Below are 24,375 nucleotides of genomic sequence, written 5' to 3' on the forward strand. Positions count from 1 at the left end.
TGATTTTGTTTCGGGTTGGGAACGATTGAAGGAAGGTAACTGATGCACCGGCCCGGGAATGCGTCAACTTTGGGCTGTGACTTAAGCTCGGCTCGACCGGGTTCGGACGGGGGGGGAAACCGCGCAGCGATTCGGCCACTACGGTGCCTCGGGCTCGCGCCGTTTCAGCCGGAAAAAACTTTGGAGCAATTCGCGGCACTCGGTCTCGAGGACGCCGCCCGAGGTCAGCTCGACGTGGTGGTTCACGCGCGGGAGGTCGTTGAGATTGGTGGCGCCGCCGAGGCAGCCCATCTTGGGGTCGGGCACGGCGAAACACACGCGTTTCACCCGGGACATCAGCATTGCTCCCGAGCACATCGGGCACGGCTCCTTTGTCACGTAGACCGTGGCACCCTCGAGCCGCCAGTCGCCGAGGCTCGCGGCCGCCTGCGTGATGGCCAGCATCTCGGCGTGCGCGGTGGGATCGTGGGCGTGCTCCACGGTGTTGTGGGCCGAACCGACGATCTCCCCGCCGATCTCGATGATCGCCCCGATCGGGACTTCGTCCTGCCGCCACGCATCGATCGCCTGATTGTAGGCCAGGCTCATGTAAAACACGTCGTCGCGCACGAGCTGGGACGGAAACCGCTTTTCGAACGGGCAGGGCGGAGGCGGGGCGGGGGATTCAGGCATGTTCACCGGCGGCAGAGGGAAACCTTGACTAAGGCGGCCTCAATCTGCCTTACAAGGTGCTTTTGACGAACGACACCATGACTCATCGCCCAGCGATCCAACACCGCGTAAACCATGTCATCTGACAACAACGCGATCGAAGTGGAAGGAAAGGTCGTCGCCGTGTTGCCGGGCACGATGTTCAAGGTGCAACTCGCCAACGGCCACGTGGTGCTCGCCCACATTTCCGGCAAACTGCGGAAGAACTTCATCAAGATTGCCGCCGGCGACATGGTGAAGATGGAGATGAGCCCGTACGACTTGGAGAAGGCCCGCATCACGTTCCGGATGAAGGAGACCAACTCCAACTACGTTCCGCCGCCGCGTCGCCGCTCGTACTGAGCGCCGCGCACCCTGGAAGAATTGAGATCGACGCCGCCACCGCGCGGCGTCTTTTTTTTGCCATGCGGGTCGATCACAGCCGGGCGCCGGCCGCCTTCGCGGGCGATATCGAGGCGTTTCTCGGCTACATGAGCCTGGAGCGCGGCCTCTCCGCCAACACCATCTCCAGCTACCGGCGCGACCTCGATCAAGCGGCGCATTTTCTGGCGTTGGGCAAGGTCGCGGACTGGCGCGCCGTCTCCGCGGCCGATGCCGCCGGCTGGGTTCACTCGCTGTCCGCGGCGAAGTACACCGTCGCGAGTCTCGCGCGGAAGCTGTCGGCGTTGCGCATGCTCGCGCGGTTTCTCGTGCGCGAGAAACTCCGTGATGACGACTTCACCGCGCTGCTGACCGGACCGAAGCCCTCGCGCAAGATGCCCGGAACGCTGTCCGAGGGAGAAGTGGCGCGACTCCTCGCGGCGGCGTCCGGCGGCCAGCCGCGGGACCTGCGCGACCGCGCGCTCCTCGAACTGTTTTACTCGAGCGGCCTGCGCGTATCCGAACTGGCTGGACTCACGCTCCAGCAGATCGATCTGCAGCAGGGCTTCCTGCGGGTCTTCGGCAAGGGCTCGAAGGAGCGCGTCGTGCCCGTTGGCGGCCGCGCCTGCGAGGCGCTCACCACCTATCTGGTTTCGGGCCGGCCGCATCTCGTGCGGCCGCACACCGGCAGCCAGTTCTTCCTCAACCATCGCGGCCGGGGGCTGTCCCGCGTGGCGCTTTGGATGATCGTGAAGGCCAGCGCCCAGCGCGCGGGTCTCACCCGCAAGGTGAAGCCGCACGCGCTGCGGCATTCGTTTGCGACGCACCTGCTGACCGGCGGCGCCGATCTGCGCGCGATCCAGGAAATGCTTGGTCATGCCAGCATCTCAACCACGCAGATCTACACGGCAGTCGAGCCGCAACGGCTGCTCGATCACCACGCGAAGTTTCACCCGCGCAAGCGCGGGTGACGATCCGGGCCGTCCGGTGGCACGTGCTGCAACGTGAAACGGCCTGACCCCTTAGGCGGGAAACCGCGGTGGAGTGCAGGAACCAGGGGCGATTGGTCTTATTGCAGGCCGAGAAACACCCGCGGTCCCTTGCCCTGCTTCGCGGCGTCAGTCTGATCCTTGGCCAGGAAGAGCCGCTCCGGGTCGATTTTGCCGACGGTGGTGAAGTAGTCGCGGACGCGTTGCGCGCGGGCCTGCGCGAGCGAGCGGAGATCGTTGTCGTCGATCGTGACGGTCTCGGCGAGGCGTCCGGTCATCTCCTCGAGCGGCACTCCCGTCGCGGCGGCGGCGGCGACTGCGGCGGCATGGTCCGCGCCGCGCTTCGCGTTCTCCTGCTCGGCGGCGCGCTGATCCTTCTTCGACTGCTGCGTAATCGCATTGGCGATACGCCTGAAGAAGCCGGCGGGCGGCGGCGGCGGGGTGACGACCGCGGGCGGCTTGGGCAACGGCGTGCCGAACTCCGTCCCGGGTGGAAATTTCGCGTCGTACAGTGTCTTCAGCGTCGCCGCCGTCTCCTCCGGCGAAATCACAAGCTGATCCGGCGGCGCGATGTTGGGGTTGGACTGGCGCTTCGCCTCCCACACGGCCCGGCGCACCTGCTCGGTGAGCTTCACACGCTTCAACGCAAACCCATCGGCCGCGGCATCGTACGATCCCTGCAGATCAACGCTCAGTCCCGGCCGGTTCGTGAGCGCCTTGACCATGGTTTCGAGCTTCTTGACTTCAGCGGGATTCAGCTCGGCGGTGCCCGGAATGAACTCCTGATACGCCAGTTCGTCGCCGCCGCCGCCAAAGGCGCTGCCGAGCAGCGCGAAGGGCGAGACCGCGGCCTTGGTGAGCAGATTCACGATCACGCGCAGGACGACGCGGCTGATTTTGAAACTCGGATCGTCGGTCTGGCCCTGGATCGGCACGTCGATCACGATCTTGCCGTCCATGTCCTTGAGCAGCGCCACGCCCAGCCGCACCGGCAGGCTCGTCGCCTCCGGGCTTTTCACCGCGCCGCCAAACGTGAATTGGTTGAGCGTGATCACATTGGCGGCGTCGATTTTCTTGCCGTCCACCTTGAAGGTGACGTCGAGCATCAGCTTGCCGCGCGCAAGTTCGTAGCCCGCGAATTTTCCGCTGTAGGCGCTGAGCGGGAGCAGGTCGACGTTCTTGAAGTCGATTTTGAGGTCGACGAACTTCGTCGCGCCCAACGGATCAATCTTACCGACGATCGCCACGGGCCCGGCCCCGTCGACCATGCCCTTGAGGTTAAGATCGGCCTTGGCCGGATTCGTCGACGAGAGGCCCGCAATCGTGCCGCCAAACTGGTTGAGCGCCGTGCTCACGTTCGGCTGCAGCGAGCGATCGTTGAAACGGAAATCGCCATCGCTGATGACGATCTTGCCGATTTCGATTTTCGGGGTCGGTGCCGGTGCAGGCGCGGTCGCGGCCGGCGGCGCTGGCGCGTGGGAGGCGGGAGCGCCCGTGGGTGCCGTCGCGGGCGTCCGGGCGATCGAAGCGAAGTTAAGCGTCTTGTCGGCGTTCATCACCGCGCGCGCGTAAGGCCCGGCGAGGTTGATTTCATCGAGCGCGAGCGACAGGTCAGGACTGGTCGCAACCCGCAATCCCCGCAACGCGAGCGAACGGAAGCCGGCGAGTTCCGCGTTGTTCGCGCTGTCGACGAGGCCGAGTTTGTCGAGCTGGATGTCGCCGCTCACGGTGGCGACCGGTGGCTGGCCGGCGGGCAGCGACGCCTGCACCTTGAGCGCGAGCGTGAGCGCTCCGCCGGTGAGGTGCGCATTGGCGAACTGCTCAAGATACGGGCTCAACGGCAGAAATTCGACGCCCGCCAGCGCGAGTTCGAGTTCGGCTTTGACGGGCGCAATGCCGACGTTGCCGTTAACCTTGATCGTGCCTTGTGGCGCCCAGTTGGCCGCGAACGTCAGCGGCATCTGCGCACCCTCGGCGAGCGTGACATTCCGGATCGAGGCATCGATTCCACTCAACGCCAGCGTGGCCGGCCGGGGAGCCGCAAGGTCGGACACCTCCACCCGAAAATCCTTCAACGCCACCTCCGCCACCGTGAAGTCCGGTGCCTGGGCCGCTTTCGTCGGCATGGTGGCCGCTGTCGCCACGGGCCGCGCCGTTGGGCTGGGCGTCACGGCCGGTTCCGGCGTAGGTTGCAGCATCGTGAGCAAGTTGATTGAGCCGTCCTTTTCCCGGCGCGCCCGCACGGTTCCGCCCGCGAGGACGACGGAGGCAACCGACGCCTTCATCGTCAGGGCGTCGGCTTGAATGCCGGTGACATCGAGCGACGGTAGCTCGAAAGCGAGTTCCTGGTTGGCGCGTTCAACCAGTTTGATCCCACGCAACTGGACGGCGCCGTCGCGCAGCGCCATGGCGCGTTTGCCCTCGGCCAGGTTGAGCTCGTACGTGCCGCGGACCGACAGCGTGCCGCCGGTGAGGTCGGCTTGCAGGCGGTGCGCGTAGTACGGTGCGTATTTTTGCAGGGAGAAATTCTCGAGGGCGAACGTGCCCGCGGAGTGCAGCGCCTCGGCGCGGGCCGATCCCGTCCAGACGATCTTTTCGCCGGCTTCGGTCACAGCTTCGAAATGATGCGGTGAGCGCTGCTCGCTGACCGTGCGAAAATCCGTCAGCGTGAACGTCACCGGTCCGAGGGTGGTGGCAAACGGCTTCCGCGCCGCCGCATCCGCAAAGTCGAGACGCGCGTCGGCGACCTTCAGGCTGCCGACGCGGATCGGCCGGCCGGGTTCGCCTTTCGGCTTCGCAGGCGCGGGGCTGCCCGGCGGCGAAAGCCTGGCGATAATGTCCGCGAAATTGAACGACGCGTCCGGCTTGATCGCAACTCTCGCCGCGAAGCCTTCGAGCGAGATTTCGCTCACGGCCCACTCTTTCCACAGCGATGCCAGCACATCGACATCCACGTACAGGCGGCGCCAGCCAACAAACGGCGTCGTGCCGTCCGGTTCGCGGATCGAGAAATTTTCCAGTGTCACCGACACGGCGTACGGATTGATGCGTACTTTCTCCACGGAGACACGCCGGCCGAGCTCCGCCGACAGGCGTTTTTCCAGCTGGGATTTGGCGATGACCGGCAGCAGGAAGAATCCCACCAGGGTGAACAACAGCAGCAGTCCGGCGACGATCAGCAGGCGGCGCCGGAGTTTGGACGCGGGGATCATGCGGCAGTGATGACTCTGGCTGACGTCGGCGGCAATCCTGCAAAGGTGGCCGCTACCCGCACGGCCGCGTTCCCGATTCGCGCCCGCGCCGAATTCCTGTTCTCCGCGCGCGAGTGCCCGCGCCGCGAAGGGTTTGACCCGTTGGGAGCCCGACGCTACCGGTTGCGTTCGCGCCCGGCTTGGTTCTTTTCGCGGCGCGGCCTCGCTCCTGTTTCCCTCCTCCCATGCACGTTGCCCTGAACTGTATCCGTCGTTGGCTATACGCTGGTCTGATCGGAGGCGTGGCCGCGGTGGCGACGCTCTCGGCTCAGCGATCGGTGAAACCGGTGCTGCACGGCACGCACTGGGTGGCGATTACCGGCAAGCCGCTCGCCGCGACCGCGGGAGCGACGACGTTTGCGAAGGGCGGCAATGCGATCGACGCGACGTGCGCGATGCTCGCGGCCACGTGCACGATGTGGGACACGCTCGGCTGGGGCGGCGAGACGCAGGCGTTGATCTATAATCCGCACACGAAAAAAGTGATTGGCCTGAACGCGCTCGGGGTGGCGCCCACGGGTGCGACGGCGGAGTTTTTCCGCGAGAAGAAAATGGCCTACCCGCCGGAGTACGGGCCGCTCGCGGCGGTCACGCCCGGCACGCCCGGCGGTCTCATGGTGATGCTGGCGGAATTTGGCACGATGTCGCTCGCCGAGGTGCTCGCGCCGGCGATCACGATGGCCGACGGCTATCCGATCGAGCAGCAGTGCGCGGACGCGATCGAGAAGCATCGCGCGCATCTTGAAAAGTGGCCGTATTCAAAAACCTTGTTCCTGCCGCACCTCGACGAGAAAGACGCCGCGAAACGGGCCGCACCCGCCGGCGGCGACATTTTCCGTCAGCCCGATCTCGCGGCGACGCTCCGCAAGCTCGTCGATGCGGAACGTGCGGCGCTCGCCGCCGGCAAGGATCGCAAGAGCGCCATCATGGCGGCGTACGAACGTTTCTACCGCGGCGATCTCGCAGAGGAACTCGTGCGGGCCACGCGCGCACAGGGCGGACTCTTCACGCTGCCGGATCTCGACCGCTGGCGGGTGAAGATCGAGGAGCCGGTGTCGACGACGTACAAGGGCGTCGAGGTCTACAAGCTCACCCACTGGACGCAGGGTCCGGCGATGCTGCAGGCGCTCAACCTTCTCGAAAATGCGGATCTGCCGCCGATGGGCTATAACAGCACGCGTTACATTCACACGTTGTATCAGGCGATGAACCTCGCCTTCGCCGACCGCGATTTCTACTACGGCGATCCCGATTTCGCGCCGGAGGAGCCGATCCGCGGGCTGCTGTCGAAGGAGTACGCCCGTGCGCGTTTCGCGACGATCGATTGGAAACGCAACGACCCCAGGGCCCGGCCCGGAGATCCGTATCCGTTTCAAGGCGGCACGAATCCGTTCCTCGATCTGCTGGCAAAATGGAAACCCGTGCCGCCCACCGCGGCGCCGCCGCCGGCCGGGTTCCAGGTGTCGGCGCTGACCCCCGACGAGGCGTTCCACGCGGGCACGACCTCGATCCAGGCGGCTGATGCAAGCGGCTGGGTCGTGTCGGTCACGCCGAGCGGCGGCTGGATCCCCGCGGTGATCGCCGGTTCGACCGGAATCGGGCTTTCGCAGCGGATGCAGAGCTTCGTCGTCGATCGCGGCATGAATCCCTTCAACGTCATCGAGCCGGGCAAGCGGCCGCGCGTCACGCTCACGCCGACGCTCGCGTTGAAGGCGGGCAAGCCGTTCCTTGCGTTTTCCGTCCAGGGCGGTGACTCGCAGGATCAAAACCTGCTCCAGTTTTTCCTCAACGTCGTCGAGTTCGGCATGAACGTGCAGGAGGCGGCGGAGGCCGCAAACATCGAGAGCTACCAGATGCAGTCGTCGTTTGGCGATCATCGGTCCGAACCCGGCCGCCTCGTCGTGCGCGCCGACGTGCCGCCCTGGGTGCGCACCGATCTCGGTCGCATGGGTTACAAGGTGGAAACGCTGCCGCGAACATCGGGACCGATCACCGCGATCTTCATCGATCAGGAACGCGGGACGCTGCAGGGCGCCGCATCCGATCACGGCGAGGACTATGGCATCGCGTGGTGAATGCGACGAGCGAGCCGTGAGCTGACGCGGGATTGACAGCCACCAGCGAGCGCCTAGTCGGGAGCGCCCCGAACCCCTGATCGCGATGTCGCTTATTTCACGTTCCGTGCTTCCCGCTGCCGTGCTCCTGCTGACGCTGGGAGGCGCGGGCGTGGCCGCGGCGGCAACCGCGGAATGGAAGGACACCAAGGGCGGCACGTTTCGGGGCGAGCCCGTGGAGGCGCTCGGGCCGCTGGCGGTGTTTCGCACCGGCGGCACGACCAGCAAGTTTCTGCCGATGCGGGCGCTCTCGCCGGAAGACTGCGTGCGGTTTCACGCGGCAACGGCCGGACGGCCGCCGCGCGCGGAACGCTGGAGTGAGGCGCAAGGCGAGGCGACGCGCGAACTCGTCGGACGCCTGCTGCGGACCGACAACCGTCAGGCCGGCCCCGTCGATCTGTCGGCGCTGCCCGAGCCCGAATTGTTGATCGCAGTGTTTGTCGGGCCGCGCACACAGGGTTCCTGGCAGGTGTTCGACAATCTCGCGCCCTTCGTTGCGCGCGTGCAACGCGTGTTTCCCGGCCGGGTCGCCACGGTCGTGGTGAGCAGCCGCACCGCCAACGGCGAAACGCGCACGCTGCCCGTCGGGCGGGCGTGGTACGTCGTCGATCCGAAGAAGCAACTGGACCTGAAAGTCCTGACGCGTTTCGGCGCCGGCGAGGAAGTGGTCATGATCCTGATGACGCGCGATGGCGTGCCGCTGTTCGGCACCGCGGCCAGCACCGTGGTCGACGTCATGAAGTTCGTCGACGGTGCGAGCGATCTGCTCTGGCACCTGAACCCCGCGAATCCGCGCAACGCCCAGGACCGCGCCCACTATTTGCGCGCGGTGCGGCCGGTGCAGTTCGCCGCGGGCCGCAGCGAGCCGGTGTTGCTGACCGAGCCGTTTCGCATGGAGGCGTTGCGTCAGCGCGGCGTCGAGCGCGTAGATGCCACAATCGACGTGGCCGCGGACGGCAGCGTGGCGCAGGTGGCGCTGCTGCCGACGTCGATTCTGCCGTCGCCGCTCGTGGCGCCGATCGGCGAGGCGTTGCGCCGCAGTGGATTTTTCCTGCCTGCAATCGAGCAGGGCAACGCCGTGGCGAGTCGTTACGACTATGCGTTGAAGATTCCGCCGGTCGACGCCCAGCTCGCGGCCGATGGCGCGTGGGTGAAGGGCGAGGCGCGCGTCGACGTCCCGATCGCGAGCTGGCTGGTACTCAAGCCGGTGCATGTGCCCGAGCAGGTGTTTTCCACGGTCGATCGGGTGGGGGAGGACGGCACCGTGATGTTGAAGGCGGTGACCGCGGGCAGCTCGAACAAGGTGTCGACCGCTTCGCAGATGAACGCGTTCAACACGGACTGGTTCACCGAGGCAGGCGCGGCGAGCGTGCGCCCGGCGGCAGGCGACAAGCAGGAGATCGACGGCACGAAACTCGTGTGGAAAAAAGTCACGCCGAACAACGGGCTCGTGGATTTTCTTGGTAATGCAGGTAACCTGGATTTTTGCGTCGGCTACGCGTGGACGGAATTCGAGGTGCCCGAGGACACGGATGGCTGGCTCGGGATCGGGAGCGACGACGGACTCAAGGTCTGGCTCAACGGCGAGCTCGTGAACGACAAGTGGCAGCGCCGCACCAGCCGGCTCGACGACGACGTGGTGCCGCTGCGACTCAAGAAGGGAAAGAACCAGTTCCTGATCAAAATCCAAAACGCGATGGGACTCTGGAGCTTCACCTGCCGCCTGCGCGTGCGGGGGAAGTGAGGTTCAAGCAACTTCATCCAGGTGCCCGCGAAACACGCGAATTGAGCGAAAACCTGAGGTGTCTGGCGTTAGCGCACCCTGTCCGCGATCAGCAAAGGTGATGAGTTATTCGGGCAATTCGCGTGTTTCGCGGGAGCTTCTTCCTGTCTATGAAATTCGTCTAATCAGGCTGGTCGCCGACGCGAAAATGGTCACGGTCGCTCGGGTATGCGTTTGATTTACCTCCCCTTGTTTCTTCTTTCGCTCCTGGTCGCCCGCGGCGCGACGGCGTCGTACGATGTGGTCGTTTACGGCGGCACGTCCGGCGGCATCACCGCCGCGATCCAGGCCGCGCGCATGGGCAAGACCGCTGTGCTCATAGAGCCCACGCAATTTCTCGGTGGCCTGACCACCGGCGGTCTCGGCGCCACGGACATCGGCAACAAGCGCGCCATCGGCGGCATGTCGCGCGAGTTCTACGGGCGCATCTGGCAGTACTACCAGAGTCCGTCCGCGTGGAAGCACCAGACACGCGACCAATACGTGAACCGCCGCGGCGGCGCCAACGATCCGACGGAGAAAACCATGTGGACCTTCGAGCCGCACGTCGCGACGCGGATCTACGACGAGATGCTCGCCGAGGTGAAGTCCAGGGTGACGGTGATCAAGGGCGAGCGGCTCGACCTGAAAAAGGGCGTCGTGAAAGACGGCGCGCGGATCCTGCGCATCGTGATGGAGAGTGGCCGCGTTTTCGAAGGCCGGATGTTCATCGACGCGAGCTACGAGGGCGACCTGCTCGCCAAGGCGGGCGTGAGCTACCACGTCGGCCGTGAGGCCAACGCCGTCTACGGCGAGACGATCAACGGCGTGCAGGCCGCGCACACCGTCAGCCACCAGTTCACCCACAAGGTCGATCCGTACGTGAAGCCCGGCGATCCCAAGAGCGGCGTGCTGCCCGGCATCAACGTGAACGGGCCCGGCGAGGAATTTTCCGGCGACCGCAAGGTGCAGGCGTACAATTTCCGGATGTGCACGACGGACGTGCCGGAAAACCGCCGCGCCTGGGAAAAGCCGGCGCGCTACAATCCAGATTGGTTCGAGCTGCTGCTACGCAACTTCGAGGCGGGCGATCACCGCGTGCCGTGGAACCCGGTGTGGATGCCGAACCGGAAAACGGATACGAACAACAACTACGCGATCAGCACGGATTTCATCGGCATGAACTGGGATTATCCCGAGGCCGATTACGCGACCCGCGCGCGCATCTGGCGCGAGCACGAGGACTGGCAGAAGGGCCTGATGTGGACGCTGGCGAATAATCCGCGCGTGCCCGAAAAAGTCCGCGCCGAGTTCCAGCGCATCGGCCTCGCGAAAGATGAATTCAAGGACAACGACAACTGGCCGCGCCAGCTCTACGTGCGCGAGGCGCGCCGCATGATCGGCGAGTACGTGATGACCGAGAAGAACTGCACGCGGACCGAGGTGGTGACCGACAGCGTTGGCATGGGCGCCTACAACATGGATTCACACAATATCCAGCGCTACATCACCAAGGAAGGTTTCGTGCGCAACGAGGGCGACGTGCAGGTGCGCGTGCGGCCGTATCCCATCAGTTATCGCAGCATCCGGCCGAAGGCCGCGGAGTGCGTCAATCTCCTCGCGCCGGTGTGTCTCAGCGCCTCGCACATCGCCTATGGCAGCATCCGCATGGAACCGGTCTTCATGGTGCTCGGCCAAAGCGCGGCGACGGCCGCGGTGCAGGCCATCGAGCAGGGCGTCGGTCTCCACCAGATCGACCTCGCGCAGTTCAAGGCGCGCCTGGAGAAGGATGGCCAGGTGCTCGACTTTGAAAGCGCGCCCATCGTGCCGCGGATCGTGCTGCCGAAGACGAAGCTCGACGGTGTGGTCGTCGACGATCTCGACGCGATCCGCACCGGCTTCGACCGGTCGAGCTCGGCTCACTCTACGTATGTGCAAAGCGGGTACCATCACGACAACAACGACAGCAAGGGCAACCAGACCGCGCGCTTCGTGCCGGATCTGAAGCAGGCGGGCCGCTACCAGGTGTTCGTGGCCTATCCGTGGAACGCGAATCGCGCGTCGAACGCGCCTGTCACCATCAAGCACGCCGACGGCGTGACCAAGGTGACGTTGAATCAGAAGAAAAAGCCCGCGGTGCAGGAACTGCTCGAACCCGTCGGGACGTTTCGCTTCGAGGCCGGCCAGGGCGGCTACGTGGAGATTGGCAATGCCGGAACGGACGGCTTCGTTGTGATTGACGCCGTGCAGTGGGTCCCGGCGAAGCCCTAGTCAATCCCCGTCGATTCACCACAAAGACACGAAGACACAAAGGAGCGTGGTGGGAGACGATGCCTTCTCCGTGCCTTTGTGCCTTTGTGGTTAACCGGCCTTGAATCCGTCGTGAAGCAACACCTTGGAGCGATATCCGTCCTCGTGCGCGACTACGACGAGGCGCTCGCGTACTACACCGGCGTGCTCGGGTTTCAGCTGATCGAGGACACCGATCTAGGAGGCGGGAAACGCTGGGTGCTCGTCGCACCGCCCGGTTCAGCCGAAGGCCGGTTGCTCCTTGCGCAGGCGCGGAAGCCGGAGGAGATCGCCGCCATCGGAAATCAGGCAGGCGGTCGCGTTTTCCTCTTTCTGCACACCGACAATTTTGCGCGCGACCACGCCGCCTTCCGCGCGCGGGGCGTACGTTTTCTCGAGGATCCACGCCACGAGGTCTACGGCACGGTCGCGGTGTTCGCGGACCTCTACGGCAACCGCTGGGACCTGCTGCAGCTAAAGAAGTAGTCCCGTTTCGCTGTCTACACGCCGAAGCCGCCGCGGTATTGCTTCGTGATGAATTCGTTCGCCGCCGGATAGTTCGTCACCTTCATCGCCGCAGAGTCCCACTCGATCCGATGGCGGGCGCGGACCGCGACATTGCTCAGCAGCACCATCTCCGTGAGGCGCGACGAATACTCGAAGTTGGCGCCGGCGGCGATGCCGCCCTTGCATGCGGTGACCCACTCGGCGAAGTGATCGCCGGCCGGCACGCGGGGCAGTGTCTTCGGCGGCAGCGACGGTGCGATCGCCTGCATCTTCGTCTCGGGAATGATCCGGATCGTGAAGTAGTTCGGGTGCGCACTGACCGTGGCCTTGCTGCCGATGATGAACGTGCCGTTCTCGGGCAACTTCTGGCCGTCGAACTCCGGCGGCAGCACGGGCTCCATGCTGCCGTCGTACCACACCCATTTCAGCGGCGGCAGGTTGCCGCGCGCGGGAAACTGATACGTCACCACCGACGCCGTCGGACCGCTGAGCGCGGTCTGTTTCGAGCTGACCGCCTCGATCGACGTCGGCGCCGTGAGATCGAACGCCCAGAAGCCGCCGTCCATCATGTGACAGCCCATGTCGCCGAGCGCGCCGGTGCCAAAATCCCAGAAGCCTCGCCAGTTGAATGGCAGGTAGGCCGGATCGAATTCACGCTGCGCGGCCACACCCAGCCAGAGATCCCACGAGAGGCTGTCCGGCACGACGGGCATCAGCTTGCTGTGATCGATCGCCTTCACGCCCTGCGGCCAGATCGGGCGATCGGTCCAGGTGTGGATCTCGCGGACTTCGCCGAGCACACCGGCCTGAAACCATTCCTTGAGCAGCCGCATCCCGTCGGAGGCGTGGCCCTGGTTGCCCATCTGCGTCGCGAGTTTCTTTTCGCGCGCCACTTTCGCCATCGTGCGCGCCTCGGCGATGGTGTGCGACATCGGCTTCTCGACAAAGACGTGTTTCCCGAGCGCCATCGCTGCCATCGCGATCGGGTAGTGCATGTGATCGGGCGTGGAAATCGTGACGGCGTCGATTGACTTGCTCAGCTTGTCGAGGAGCTGCCGGTAATCGCGAAAACGCGGCACCTGGGGAAACTGGCTGAACGTGCGCGCAGCGCGGACGTCGTCGACGTCGCAGAACGCGACCATGTTCTCGCCCTTCATCGCCGAGACGGCGGCGGCGCCGCGGCCACCGACGCCGATGCAGGCCACGTTGAGTTTGCTGTTGGGTGACTGGCCTTGCTGGCTCCGCATCACATAGGGAAACGCCAGCGCCGCGGAGCCGACCGACGTGGTTTTGAGGAAGGTGCGGCGGGACAGGGCAGGGGTCTTCATCGGGGCGTCCAGCATGCGACCGCGCGACCAGCGGCGGCAAGAGTTTGGTGGCGTTTCCGGGCGCGCTAACGTGCGGTGAGGAGGCGTCACCCTCGCGGCGGGCCGCCCGTGACGGAAACTACCCGATTCCGAGCTTTGACCTTCGGCCGCGCAGCGCTTTCGTGACTGGTGTTACCGCGTCGGTTTCACCGGCGTCACCCTTCGACCATGCACCACGCTCCCCGCCTCGAGGATCATTTTCTGACGCGAAGGGATTTTCTGCACCGGTGCGGCATCGGGTTCGGCGCGCTGGGCCTCGCGGCGATGTCGGGACCGCAGTTGTTCGCGGGTGGTGGCACGGGCGCCGTGAACATGGACAGCCCGCTGGCACCGCGGGCGCCGCATTTTGCGGCGAAGGCGAAACGCGTGATCCATATTTTCGCCAACGGCGGGCCCTCGCAGGTGGACACGTTTGACCCGAAGCCCGAGCTGACGAAGTGGCACGGCAAGCCCTTGCCGATGGATCTCAAAACCGAACGCAAGACCGGCGCCGCGTTCCGGTCGCCGTTTGCGTTCAAGAAATATGGCAAGAGCGGCATCGAGGTCAGCGAGCTGTTCTCGCACGTGGCGGAGTCGATCGACGACATCGCGGTGATCCGTTCGATGCACGCGGACGTGCCGAATCACGAGCCGTCGCTGCTGCTGATGAATTGTGGCGACGCCCGGCTGCCGCGGCCGGCGATGGGCTCGTGGGTCACATACGGCCTCGGTTCCGAGAATCAGAATCTCCCGGGCTTCATTGCGATGTGTCCCGGCGGCTATCCGATCCAGGAATCGCAAAACTGGCAGAGCGCATTCCTGCCCGGCATCTATCAGGGCAACTACATCAACTCCGCGCACACGGACATCGAGCAGCTGATCGAGCATATCCAGAATTCCGCGACGTCGCAGCCCGCACAGCGCGCGCAGCTCGATCTCCTGCAGAAACTGAATGCGCAGCACGCGGTGAAACGCCAGCGCGAGGCCCAGCTCGAGGCGCGCATCCAGTCGTACGAGCTGGCGTACCGGATGCAGATGGAGGCCACCGATGCGTTCACGATCGCGCGCGAGCCGGCGGCGATGCGAGAGCTTTACGGCGACACCGTGCAGGGCCGGCAGATGCTGACCGCGCGGCGGCTGCTGGAGCGCGGCGTGCGGTTCGTGCAGCTCTGGCACGGGGCCGGCCAGCCGTGGGACAGTCACGACGACATCGAGATCAACCACCGCAAGCTCGCCAAGGAAAGCGATCAGGCCATCGGTGCGCTGCTCAAGGATCTCAAGCAACGCGGCATGCTCGACGACACGCTGGTGATCTGGGGCGGCGAGTTTGGACGCACGCCCGTCGTGGAATTGCCGACGGCGGGGGCGAACGCGGGCAAGGTCAACGGCCGCGACCACAATCACCACGGCTTCACCATGTGGATGGCCGGTGGCGGCGTGAAAGGCGGAACCGTTTACGGCGCGACCGATGAGTTCGGTTTCAAGGCGGTCGACAAGCCCGTGCACGTGCACGACCTGCACGCGACGATTCTCGCGCTGCTCGGCTTCGATCATGAGAAGCTCACATACCGTCACGCCGGCCGAGATTTCCGGCTGACCGATGTGCACGGCAAGGTCGTGAGGGATCTGATCGCGTGAGCACTCGAAACGGCGATGTTTTTGCTGGGACCGCGACCGCCCCCGGTCGCCTCCGCCAGCAGCGACCGGGGGCGGTCGCGGTCCCAGGGCAATCCCTCCGCAGGCTCATTGCGCATGCGGCCACCTTCGCGCTTCTGCTCACCGCGCTCCCGGCTGCGGATCTGACACCGGAGCAGGTGGAGTTCTTCGAATCCAAGATCCGGCCCATCCTCGTCGACGCGTGTTACAAGTGTCACAGCGTCGAGTCGGGCAAATCGAAGGCTGATCTGCGGCTCGACACCCGCGACGCGCTCTTGAAGGGCGGCGCCACTGGCGCGGCGATCGTGCCAGGCAACCCGGAGAAGAGCCTGCTGATCGAGGCGGTGCGGTATGGCACCGAGGATCTGCAGATGCCGCCGAAGGATGAAGGTGGCAAACTCGACCCGGCCAAAATCGCGCTGCTCGAACAGTGGGTGAAGATGGGTGCGCCCGACCCGCGCACCGGCGGTAAACCGCATCCGCAGGACATGGTGGCAGCACGGTCGCACTGGGCGTTTCAGCCGGTGACGAAACCGGCACGGCCCGCGGTGAAACGATCGGAATGGGTGCAGACGCCCGTCGATGCGTTCGTGCTGGCCAAGCTGGAGGAGAAGAAACTCAGCCCGTCCGCGCCCGCGGATGCGCGCACGGTGTTGCGGCGCGTCACGTACGACCTGACCGGGCTGCCGCCGACGGCGGACGAGATGGATGCCTTTTTGCGGGACAAGTCCCCCGACGCTTACGCGAAGGTTGTTGAGCGGCTGCTGGCGTCGCCGCGCTATGGCGAGCGCTGGGGACGTTTCTGGCTCGATGTCGCGCGCTACGCCGACACCCAGGGTTACCTCGTCGGCAACGCGGAGCGTCGGTTCGCATATTCGTACACCTACCGCGACTACGTCATCCGCGCGTTCAACGAGGACAAACCCTTCGATCGCTTCGTGGTCGAGCAACTCGCGGCGGATCGCCTGTCGTTGGGCGAGGACAAGTCGGCGCTGGCGGCGCTCGGTTATCTAACGCTCGGCCGGCGTTTCCTCGGCAATCAGAATGACATCATCGACGATCGGATCGACGTCGTGACGCGCGGCCTGATGGGCCTGACCGTGACGTGCGCGCGGTGTCACGATCACAAGTTCGATCCCGTGCCGACGAAGGATTACTACGCGCTGCACGGGATTTTCGCGTCCTCGGAGGAGCCGGCGGAGAAGCCACTGCTGGGGCCGCTCGTTGATTCGCCCGCGTATCAGGCGTTCCTGAAGAAACGGGGCGAAGCGGAGGAGAAAGTAAAGGAACGCGCGCGCAGTGAGGTGGAGAAGTTTCTCCGCGAGTTGCGGGCGAAGACGGGCGATTATCTGCTCGGCGTGCACGATGCGGCGCAGCTGCCGAAGGATCAGAAATTCGAGCTGTTCGCCGGCACGCGGAAACTGAACCCGGAGATTCTCAAGCGCTGGCAAACGCTGATCGCGGAGCGCGCGAGCAAGCCCGATCCGGTGCTCGCACCGTGGTTCGCGCTGGCCGCGCTGCCGGAGAAGGAGTTCGCGGAAAAAGCTCCCGCGTTGATTGCCGGCTGGTCGTCGGGAGCGCAGGCCTCTGGCCTGCACGACGTGAAGCAGCACGATCCGAAAGCCGCCGGCGCTCCCGCGAATGCGGTGGTCGTCGAGGCGTTCGCGAAGGCGGGCAAGCCGATTGCGACGCTCAAGGATGCCGCGGCGATCTACAATCAGGTCTTTGCCGAAGCGGACAAGGCGTGGCTCGCGGCGATCGAAGCGGCCAAGAAGGCGCAGGGTCGCGCGCCGGATGCGTTGACCGATCCCGGCCGCGAGGCGGTGCGGCAGGTGCTGTATGCGGACGGAGCGCCGGCGAATCTCTCGTTCGACGCCACGGCGAAGATGATCAAGCGGCAGATTGACGACAAGACCTCGGGGTTGAAGCGCGAGGTCGAGGCGTTGAACTGGACCGAGCCGGGTGCGCCGCTGCGCGCGATGGCGCTCGTGGACAAAGCGGCGCCGGCTAACTCGCGCGTGCTTCTGCGAGGCAATCCCGCGAACAAGGGGCCCGAGGCGCCGCGGCAGTTTCTGGAAGTTCTTTCGGAGGGCAAACGCGTGCCGTTCAAGGATGGCAGCGGGCGGCTCGAACTGGCGGAGGCGATCGTCGATCCGAAGAACCCGCTCACCGCGCGCGTGCTCGTGAACCGCGTGTGGGGCTGGCATTTTGGCGCGGCACTTGTGCGCACGCCGAGCGACTTTGGCGTCCGGACCGAGGCGCCCGTGCAACGCGAGCTGCTCGACTGGCTGACGGCCTCGTTTGTCGAGGGCGGCTGGTCGGTGAAGCAGCTGCACCGCTGGATCGTGCTGTCGGCCACGTATCGGCAATCCAGTGACGAGCATCCGCAGGCGGCGGCGGTCGATCCCGACAACCAGCTCGTGCACCGGTTCAATCGCCGGCGGCTGGAGTTCGAGGCGTTGCGCGACACGCTGCTCGCCGTGTCGGGGACGCTCGACGAAAAGGCCGGCGGGTTGCCCGACGACCTGACCAAGGAACCGTTCGCGAAGCGCCGGACCGTCTACGGCTTCATCGATCGCCAGAATCTCCCCGGCATGTTCCGGACGTTCGATTTTCCGAATCCCGACGTCAGCAGTTCGCAGCGTTTCGCGACCACCGTGCCGCAGCAGGCGCTCTTCATGATGAACAGCCCGTTTGCGCAGGAGCAGGCGCGTCAGCTCGTGCGGCGCGCGGAGTTCAAGGCGACCGCGGCGGACGCGGACAAGATTCGTTCGCTGTATCGCGTGCTCTTCCAGCGCGCGCCGGAGAGGGCCGAACTCAAGCTTGCGCAGGATTTCATCCGGCGGCCGGCGGGACCGACGGAGATGAAGCCGGGAGTCGTGCCCGGCTGGCATTATGGGTACGGCGCGTTTGATGCCCGCGCGAATCGGGTGCGTGGCTTCAAGCCACTCACGCACCGCAAGGATGCCCGGTTCAGTGCGAGCGAGACGTTTCCCGATCCGGTCGCAGGCCATCTCACCGTTTCAGCGGTGGGCGGGCACCCCGGTCGCACGGCGGAGTATGCGAGTGTTCGCCGCTGGGTCTCGCCCGGCACGGGCACGCTGAAGATTGAAGGCACCCTCGGCCACGCGCAGGCGGCGGGCGACGGCGTGCTCGGACGCGTCGTTTCCAGCGCGCAGGGGAAGCTCGGCGAGTGGATCGTCCGCAATCAAAAGGTGGAAACGAAACTTGAGCGGGTGGTCGTTGCGGCCGGGGAAACGGTGGACTTTATCGTGGAGGCGGGGGCGGATTCCAATTCCGACAGCTTCACGTGGGCACCGAACCTGACGCTGGCGCCCGAAGGCGGCATGGCGGCGCGGACGTGGAATGCGAAGAAGGACTTCGATGCACCGGCGAAAACGATCCCGCCGCTCAGCCGCTGGGAGGAGCTCGCGCAGGTGCTGCTGTTGTCGAACGAACTCGCGTTCGTGGATTGAGCGACGTGTGGATTCAGTTGCCCGCGAATGGCGCGAAAGGCCGCGAGTGAGAAGTGAGTGAAATGGGCCCGCACCCAACCGTGCTGGATTGAATGGGAGCGATGGAATTCGCGCCCGTTCGCGTGATTCGCGGGAGCTCTGCTGCAGCGTTTCGACTCAGCGGGTGGGCAGCGGAATTGGGCCGGCCCGACCCAGCGCGGAGAGCCGCGTGATCTCTCCGGCGCTTAGCGCGCGATTGAAAACCGCGACGCCGCCGATCCAGCCGGTGAAGCCGACGCTGCGCGAACTGTGAATCACGCGGCCGATCGTGAACGGGCCGCCGCTGGTGGCGTCGGGGGGCGCGTACAGGTCGTGCGGATACCACCACGGATTCAGCCGCAGCGCGGTGAGATCGCGGTCGACGAACGTCGTGCTGCCGTCGGCGGCCTTGCGCAGCGTGACTTTCACGCGGGTGTAGCGGAATTCCTGCAGCTCGACGCGCTCGCTGGCGGTTTCGCTCAGGACTTTCACAGACAGCGGCTGGCCTTCGGGCGGGTTGTAGAACTGATCGGCGGGGAAGGCGGGATCTTCGCCGGGCTGCACGCCGGGGATGCGGCGCAGTTCGCCCTGACGCCAGGCGTTGTAGGCGGAGGCCAGCAGCGTGTCCGCGCGCGGGTTTTCCAACCAGCGATCGCCGGACTCGCCGTTGAGCCAGCCGGTGAGCTCGTCGCGCTCGTGATCGAAGGTCATGGCGAAACACTGCCAGGCGGCGTCGAGCACGGCCGGCGTGGAGTCGGCGGGCACCGCGGGTGAAACGCCGGCGGAGTTGCACTTGTGCAGCGCGTAGCGGTTGAGGAAGGAGCTCGCGCCGTTTTCTGAAACGTGACCGCAGGCGGCGCCGGCCTTGTTGAGCCCGGCGAAGAGCGCGTACTGGCGCTGGCCGCGTTCCACCTTCTGGATGGCGGTGGTTTCCTTTTGCTTCAGATCGGTGCCCTCGTGCCAGATGCCGGCGAGCGCGTGATTGCCGCTTTCGCGAATGGCCCAGACGACGACGGAAACCGATCGACCGGCCCCCTTGATATCGAGCGGCGAATCATGGAGGCGGGCGCGGGGCACGAAGAGGAAGGGGCGGAACGTGGCGTCGGTTTCCTGGCGGATGCGAATGGCCTCGCCGAACGGACCGCGGCCCAGCAGCGGAAAGTCCGCGTAGCTCGCGGCGCGGCCCTCGCCCCAGTAATCCTTCACGTAATTGGCCGCATCGAGGGCGAACGCGTTGGTCGCACCGGACGGGACATGTGCGGTGAAGCGGCGGGCGCCGTCGGGCTCGCGTTGCACGAAATCCCAGAACGCCACGCAGCCGGGCGTGCCGGTGACGGTGGCGACGCGATCAGCGTGCGCGCCGGCGGGAGTGGCGCCGTGGACGGACGGCAGCGCAGGGGCTGCGCCAGAGAGGGCGACGGCAATGAGCAGGGTGGAATGGAGGCGAGTCATTGGAAATGCGATACAGGGCGGGATGCCGGCTGCCGACGCGGTCAGCGGGGCAGGATTCAATTCGGGAATTCGGTTCAGGCGAGCAGGGGGCGCACGACCTGCCCGTGGACATCGGTGAGGCGAAAGGCGCGGCCGCTGTGCTGGTAGGTGAGTCGCTCGTGATCGAGGCCGAGCAGATGAAGCACGGTGGCGTGAAGATCGTGCACATGGACGCGGTCCTTCACGGCCTTGAAACCAAAGTCGTCCGTCGCGCCATGCACCACGCCGCCTTTCGCCCCGCCGCCGGCGAGCCACATGCTGAAACCATGATGGTTGTGATCGCGCCCCGCGGTCGGGCTGACCTTCTCGCCTTGGGACAATTCAACGGTCGGCGTGCGGCCAAACTCGCCGCCCCAGATGACAAGCGTCTCGTTGAGCAGTCCGCGTTGCTTGAGATCGGTGAGCAGCGCGGTGATTCCCTGGCAGCTTTCCTGTGCGAGTCGCCGGTGACTTTTCTCGATGTTATCGTGACTGTCCCACGGCTGCAGCGTTCCGTGCCAGACCTGCACGAAACGCACCCCGCGCTCGACCAGCCGGCGCGCGATGAGCATTTGCTTCGCCTGCGCGGTGTCACCGTAAAGCTCCCTGATATGCGCCGGTTCGCGATCGATATCAAAGGCGTCGGTCGCCGCCGTCTGCATGCGGAACGCCGTCTCGAAACTTTGGATGCGGGCCTCGAGCGCCGGGTCCTGGCGGCTCGCGAGATGCTTACGGTTGAGCGCGACCGCGAGATCCAGCTGCGCCCGTTGCGCGGCGGCGTCGAGCTGGCCGTTGTTCAGGTAGTCGATGAGTTGCGACGCCTTGCGGTCCTGCGTCTCGATGTAGGTGCCCTGATACGCCCCGGGCAGAAACGACGACTGCCAGTTGTCGGCTCCGGCGACCGGCATGCCTTTCGGCACCAGCACGACGAAGCCGGGAAGGTTCTCATTCTCGGTACCCAGCCCGTACGTGATCCACGAACCGATGCTCGGCCGTGCCATGATGCTCGCGCCGCAGTTCATCAACCGCAGGGAGTTTTCGTGGATTGGCGTGTCGGAATACATCGACCGAATCACGCACAGATCGTCGGCGTGTTTTTCCGCGAGGCCGGCAAACAGTTCGCTCACTTCCAATCCGGACTGGCCGTAGCGGGAAAACGAAAACGGCGAACCCAGGGCCGTGCTGGTGGGCCGCTCCGTCGCGAGATGAATGGGCAGACGCTGACCGTGGTACTTGGTCAGGACGGGCTTCGGGTCGAACGTGTCCATCTGCGCCGGCCCGCCGTTGGCGAGGATCTGAATCACATACTTCGCGCGCGGACGGAAATGCGGGCCACGCGGCGGCGTCGCTCCCGAAGCGCTGGCGGCCACTGCGGGCAGCTGGCCCAAGAGGGCCGCAAGTCCCAACGTGCCGAAGCCGGCGCCACACCGGCGCAGCATGTCGCGTCGTGAGAGGGGCGCACCGAAGGGAGAGAAATTTGATGTCATCGGCGGGAGTGCAGGTGGCGGGGCGATGGGACAACTCATCCTTCAGTCACAGAAAAAGAACTCGTTTGAAAGCAGCAGCACCTGGGCGAATTGAATCCAGTGCGCATCGGTGGGGCTCGCGCCGAGATAGTCACGGGCGAGGGCGCGGTCAGCGCGGTCCGGCTGGCGGATGAGAATGCGGCGGTAGAGCGCCTCGATGCGGGCGTCGACGTCGAGGAGTTCGGCGATTTCCGGTTGGCGGTTTACGTTTTCCGCCTGGGCGCGAACGAACGGACTGTTCAGAAAATACAGCGCCTGCAACGGATGCGTCGTCTCGGACCGGCGCGCGATCGATTGATCGGGATTGGCCATGTCGAAATTCCGCAGCAGCGCCGGAATCCGAAAGCGATCGGTGTATCCATAGACGGCGCGACGCACGTTGTCGTCGTCGAGCGGTGCACTGCGGCCACCGAGCCGCGTGTCGAGCCGGCCCGCAACGCGCAGCAGGCTGTCGCGCAACGCCTCGAACTCCAGCCGCCGCGGCGCCATCCGCCACAGCAGCCGGTTGGCGGCGTCGCGTTCCATCGCCACGGGTTGCACCGCACTGCTCTGCTGCCACGTCGCGGAACTCAGGATGTAACGGTGCAGGGCCTTGAACGACCAGTCGTGCGCCATGAACCAAGCCGCAAGATGATCGAGCAACTCGGGGTGTGACGGGCGCTCGCCCATCGCGCCGAAGTTATCAGCCGTGGCGACGAGGCCCTGGCCGATATGTTGCTGCCACACGCGATTCACGATGACGCGCGCCGTGAGCGGATTGCGCGGACTGACCAGCGCCTGCGCCAGCTGCAGCCGGCCGTCATCCGCGTACGTGCGATCGTCGATGGCCGCGAGCACCTGCGGAATCCGGCGCGGCACGGCGGCACCGGGCTTCAACCGATCACCGCGGATCAACACGCGCGATGTCACCGGCGGTCCGTTGACGCCCACGGCTTGAGCGCGATCGAGCGGGGCACCGGCTTCGAGTATATTCAGTTTCTCTCGAATCTTCCCGGCCGCTTCGTTGTCCCGCCGGGCCACAATCCGATGCTCGGTGACAAAGCGCAGCAGATCGTCCGCGACTGCCTCCCGCGTGAACTGCAGCGGTGAGGTCGGACCGTTGATCACGGCCGCGAGGCCGGGGGCGTCCGGCGTTTTCAACGCGGCCGTGATCACGCGGCCAAACGTTTCGGCCACGTCGAGCATGGTCGCGGGCGGGGTGGCGGAAAACGCCGCGAGCACGTCGGCGTCATGGCGTTCAGGGTGGCGCGCGGCGTCGTCGAGCACCGCGCGGGCCCGGGCGGCGAAATCCGTTGCGGGGAGATCCAGGAAAACCGACCACAGTCGAAAATAGTTTTCACCGCGTTGCACGCTCTCGGCGATCAAGGTGGCCCAGGCCGGCGCACCGCCGAGCACGAGCAGTCCGCGGGGCGTGTCGAGCGGGATGAAGCCTTCGACCGTGCGGTGGTTCGCCGACTCCTGGACGAGCCGGCGGAGATATTCGGGCGCGAGTTCGCGCACGAGGCGGCGCGCCAGGGTGGTGGTCGTGTCGACGTGCTTGGCGTAGTCGGCGAACAGCGCGGCGCGTTCGGCGCGGTATTTCGTGACGGCGTCGGAAACCGGCGCGGTGCCCACTTCGGGCAGATCCATGGGTTCGCTGCTACTCGCGAGAATCCCCGCGAGCGAGTAATAGTCGGTCGTCGGAATCGCGTCGAACTTGTGGTCGTGGCAACGCGCGCAGGCGAGGGTGAGACCGAGCACGCCGCGGCTGACGGTGTCGATGCGATCGTCGATGATGAGCTCCGGGGCTTCGAGATTGCCCTCGAAGCGTCGGCCGACCGTGAGGAAACCGAGCGCGCGCAAATCCGGCTTCATTTCCGCAGGCAGGCGATCGGCGGCGACCTGTTCGAGGACAAACCGGTCGAACGGGCGGTCGGCGTTGAACGCCTCGATCACGTAGTCGCGATACGTGCGGGCAAAGGGAATACGGCGCTCGCTGTCCGTCGATTTGTCCGTCGTGTCAGAGTAGCGCGCGACATCGAGCCAATGACGGCCCCAACGCTGGCCGTATTCCGGCCGCGCGAGGAGCTGGTCGACGAGCGCGGTCCAGGCCGCCGGACTCGGATCGGCGGCAAACTGTTCCACGCGGTCGAATGACGGCGGCAGTCCGAGCAGCGCGAGGTAGGCGCGGCGCACGAGCGTGCGCGGATCAGCGCGCGAATTCCACGCGAGTCCCTCGGCCGCGAGACGCGCGCGGATGAAGCGGTCGATGGGATGAAGGTCGGCGGGCGCGCCCGGCACGTCCGGCAACGTCGGCGCGACGATCGGTTGAAACGCCCAGTGCGTCCGCGCGGACTCCAAGGACATCGCTGCGATCGCCGCGCCGCCGGTCGCCGGCACGCTCAGCCGCGGATCGGGCGCGCCGCGTTGGATCCATTCGGCGAGAACGGCCACCGCCTCGGTGCCGAGCGCTTCCTTCGGCGGCATCTGCAGATCCTCGTTCTTATACCGCACCGCCTCGATCAGCAGGCTGGCGTCGGGTTTTCCCGGCACGATCACCGCCCCGCTGTCCCCGCCGTGTTGCCACCCGGGCCGCGAGTCGAGCCGCAGGCCGCCCTTTTGTTTCTTCTCCCCATGACACTCGTAGCAGTGCTGGATCAGCAGCGGCCGGACCTTGGCTTCGAAGAAGGCGAGGTTCTCCGGCGCGTCGACTTCGCGCGGAATCGCCGCCCCGGTGGTTGCGCCTGCGGCCATGGTCGCCGCGGACGCGAACGCGACGGAGCCCAGCACGAGTGCAATGAACGGGGTCTTCATTTACCGGTGTCCAACGAATACCCGGAGTGGCCGGACGAACAGGAAAAAGCATCCGCGCTGGAGAGGATCTGAGATCTGAAATGTGAGATCTGAAATCTGAGATCGCC

The 24,375-nt window shown here is 65.7% G+C and carries 14 protein-coding genes; 8 read left to right on the top strand and 6 right to left on the bottom strand.

The window, feature by feature from the left end; genetic code table 11:
• Positions 1 to 138 precede the first annotated feature (138 nt).
• Positions 139 to 672, bottom strand: a complete 534-nt coding sequence (locus tag ACLJEU_RS09210) for a nucleoside deaminase (RefSeq protein WP_414662317.1) — start codon at positions 670 to 672, stop codon at positions 139 to 141.
• 114 nt (positions 673 to 786) lie between these two features.
• On the opposite strand from ACLJEU_RS09210, the gene infA reads away from it, so the two are divergent.
• Both infA and xerD read left to right on the top strand, forming a co-directional pair.
• A complete protein-coding gene (gene infA, locus ACLJEU_RS09215; RefSeq protein WP_414662318.1) occupies positions 787 to 1,053 on the top strand; it encodes a translation initiation factor IF-1 in 267 nt (88 codons plus the stop codon).
• A gap of 62 nt (positions 1,054 to 1,115) precedes the next feature.
• Entirely contained in the window at positions 1,116 to 2,042 is a 927-nt protein-coding gene (xerD, locus tag ACLJEU_RS09220) for a site-specific tyrosine recombinase XerD (RefSeq protein WP_414662319.1), read from the top strand.
• A gap of 98 nt (positions 2,043 to 2,140) precedes the next feature.
• On the opposite strand, the gene ACLJEU_RS09225 is transcribed toward xerD, so the two are convergent.
• Positions 2,141 to 5,272, bottom strand: a complete 3,132-nt coding sequence (locus ACLJEU_RS09225; protein WP_414662320.1) for a DUF748 domain-containing protein — start codon at positions 5,270 to 5,272, stop codon at positions 2,141 to 2,143.
• 224 nt (positions 5,273 to 5,496) lie between these two features.
• On the opposite strand from ACLJEU_RS09225, the gene ACLJEU_RS09230 reads away from it, so the two are divergent.
• From ACLJEU_RS09230 to ACLJEU_RS09245, 4 genes are all read left to right on the top strand, one after another.
• Positions 5,497 to 7,386: a gamma-glutamyltransferase family protein gene (locus ACLJEU_RS09230; protein ID WP_414662321.1), complete on the top strand. Its 1,890-nt coding sequence runs from the start codon at positions 5,497 to 5,499 to the stop codon at positions 7,384 to 7,386.
• A gap of 106 nt (positions 7,387 to 7,492) precedes the next feature.
• Positions 7,493 to 9,169 carry a PA14 domain-containing protein gene (locus tag ACLJEU_RS09235; protein WP_414662322.1) on the top strand — a complete coding sequence of 559 codons (1,677 nt, stop codon included), beginning with the start codon at positions 7,493 to 7,495 and terminating at the stop codon, positions 9,167 to 9,169.
• A gap of 228 nt (positions 9,170 to 9,397) precedes the next feature.
• Entirely contained in the window at positions 9,398 to 11,458 is a 2,061-nt protein-coding gene (locus ACLJEU_RS09240; protein ID WP_414662323.1) for an FAD-dependent oxidoreductase, read from the top strand.
• 111 nt (positions 11,459 to 11,569) lie between these two features.
• Positions 11,570 to 11,962, top strand: coding sequence for a VOC family protein (locus tag ACLJEU_RS09245; protein ID WP_414662324.1), 393 nt, complete (start codon positions 11,570 to 11,572; stop codon positions 11,960 to 11,962).
• A gap of 14 nt (positions 11,963 to 11,976) precedes the next feature.
• On the opposite strand, the gene ACLJEU_RS09250 is transcribed toward ACLJEU_RS09245, so the two are convergent.
• Positions 11,977 to 13,311, bottom strand: a complete 1,335-nt coding sequence (locus tag ACLJEU_RS09250; protein ID WP_414662325.1) for a Gfo/Idh/MocA family protein — start codon at positions 13,309 to 13,311, stop codon at positions 11,977 to 11,979.
• A 207-nt stretch (positions 13,312 to 13,518) separates the two neighbouring features.
• Between ACLJEU_RS09250 and ACLJEU_RS09255 the strand changes: the two genes are divergently transcribed.
• The gene (locus tag ACLJEU_RS09255) at positions 13,519 to 14,967 is read left to right on the top strand and encodes a DUF1501 domain-containing protein (RefSeq protein ID WP_414662326.1); all 1,449 of its coding nucleotides are present in this window, start codon (positions 13,519 to 13,521) and stop codon (positions 14,965 to 14,967) included.
• A complete protein-coding gene (locus ACLJEU_RS09260) occupies positions 14,964 to 18,461 on the top strand; it encodes a PSD1 and planctomycete cytochrome C domain-containing protein (RefSeq protein WP_414662327.1) in 3,498 nt (1,165 codons plus the stop codon). Before ACLJEU_RS09255 ends, ACLJEU_RS09260 begins: the two co-directional genes overlap by 4 nt.
• Before the next feature lie 156 nt (positions 18,462 to 18,617).
• Here the strand turns inward: ACLJEU_RS09260 and ACLJEU_RS09265 are convergent, their stop codons facing one another.
• The 3 genes from ACLJEU_RS09265 to ACLJEU_RS09275 all read right to left on the bottom strand — a co-directional run bounded on the left by ACLJEU_RS09265 (position 18,618) and on the right by ACLJEU_RS09275 (position 24,268).
• Positions 18,618 to 19,931, bottom strand: coding sequence for a hypothetical protein (locus ACLJEU_RS09265; protein WP_414662328.1), 1,314 nt, complete (start codon positions 19,929 to 19,931; stop codon positions 18,618 to 18,620).
• Positions 19,932 to 20,005: 74 nt separating this feature from the next.
• A complete protein-coding gene (locus ACLJEU_RS09270; RefSeq protein WP_414662329.1) occupies positions 20,006 to 21,436 on the bottom strand; it encodes a DUF1501 domain-containing protein in 1,431 nt (476 codons plus the stop codon).
• A gap of 42 nt (positions 21,437 to 21,478) precedes the next feature.
• Positions 21,479 to 24,268, bottom strand: coding sequence for a PSD1 and planctomycete cytochrome C domain-containing protein (locus ACLJEU_RS09275; protein ID WP_414662330.1), 2,790 nt, complete (start codon positions 24,266 to 24,268; stop codon positions 21,479 to 21,481).
• Between the last annotated feature and the right edge of the window lie 107 nt (positions 24,269 to 24,375).

The organism is Terrisphaera buseokensis, from assembly GCF_047521145.2.
Lineage (GTDB): Bacteria > Verrucomicrobiota > Verrucomicrobiia > Opitutales > Opitutaceae > ER46.

What these genes read in the sequence shown, in the direction of transcription:
- ACLJEU_RS09210 (WP_414662317.1), bottom strand. Translation starts at nt 672, where the DNA reads ATGCCTGAATCCCCCGCCCCGCCTCCGCCCTGCCCGTTCGAAAAGCGG.
- infA (WP_414662318.1), top strand. Translation starts at nt 787, where the DNA reads ATGTCATCTGACAACAACGCGATCGAAGTGGAAGGAAAGGTCGTCGCC.
- xerD (WP_414662319.1), top strand. Translation starts at nt 1,116, where the DNA reads ATGCGGGTCGATCACAGCCGGGCGCCGGCCGCCTTCGCGGGCGATATC.
- ACLJEU_RS09225 (WP_414662320.1), bottom strand. Translation starts at nt 5,272, where the DNA reads ATGATCCCCGCGTCCAAACTCCGGCGCCGCCTGCTGATCGTCGCCGGA.
- ACLJEU_RS09230 (WP_414662321.1), top strand. Translation starts at nt 5,497, where the DNA reads ATGCACGTTGCCCTGAACTGTATCCGTCGTTGGCTATACGCTGGTCTG.
- ACLJEU_RS09250 (WP_414662325.1), bottom strand. Translation starts at nt 13,311, where the DNA reads ATGAAGACCCCTGCCCTGTCCCGCCGCACCTTCCTCAAAACCACGTCG.
- ACLJEU_RS09255 (WP_414662326.1), top strand. Translation starts at nt 13,519, where the DNA reads ATGCACCACGCTCCCCGCCTCGAGGATCATTTTCTGACGCGAAGGGAT.
- ACLJEU_RS09265 (WP_414662328.1), bottom strand. Translation starts at nt 19,931, where the DNA reads ATGACTCGCCTCCATTCCACCCTGCTCATTGCCGTCGCCCTCTCTGGC.
- ACLJEU_RS09270 (WP_414662329.1), bottom strand. Translation starts at nt 21,436, where the DNA reads ATGACATCAAATTTCTCTCCCTTCGGTGCGCCCCTCTCACGACGCGAC.
- ACLJEU_RS09275 (WP_414662330.1), bottom strand. Translation starts at nt 24,268, where the DNA reads ATGAAGACCCCGTTCATTGCACTCGTGCTGGGCTCCGTCGCGTTCGCG.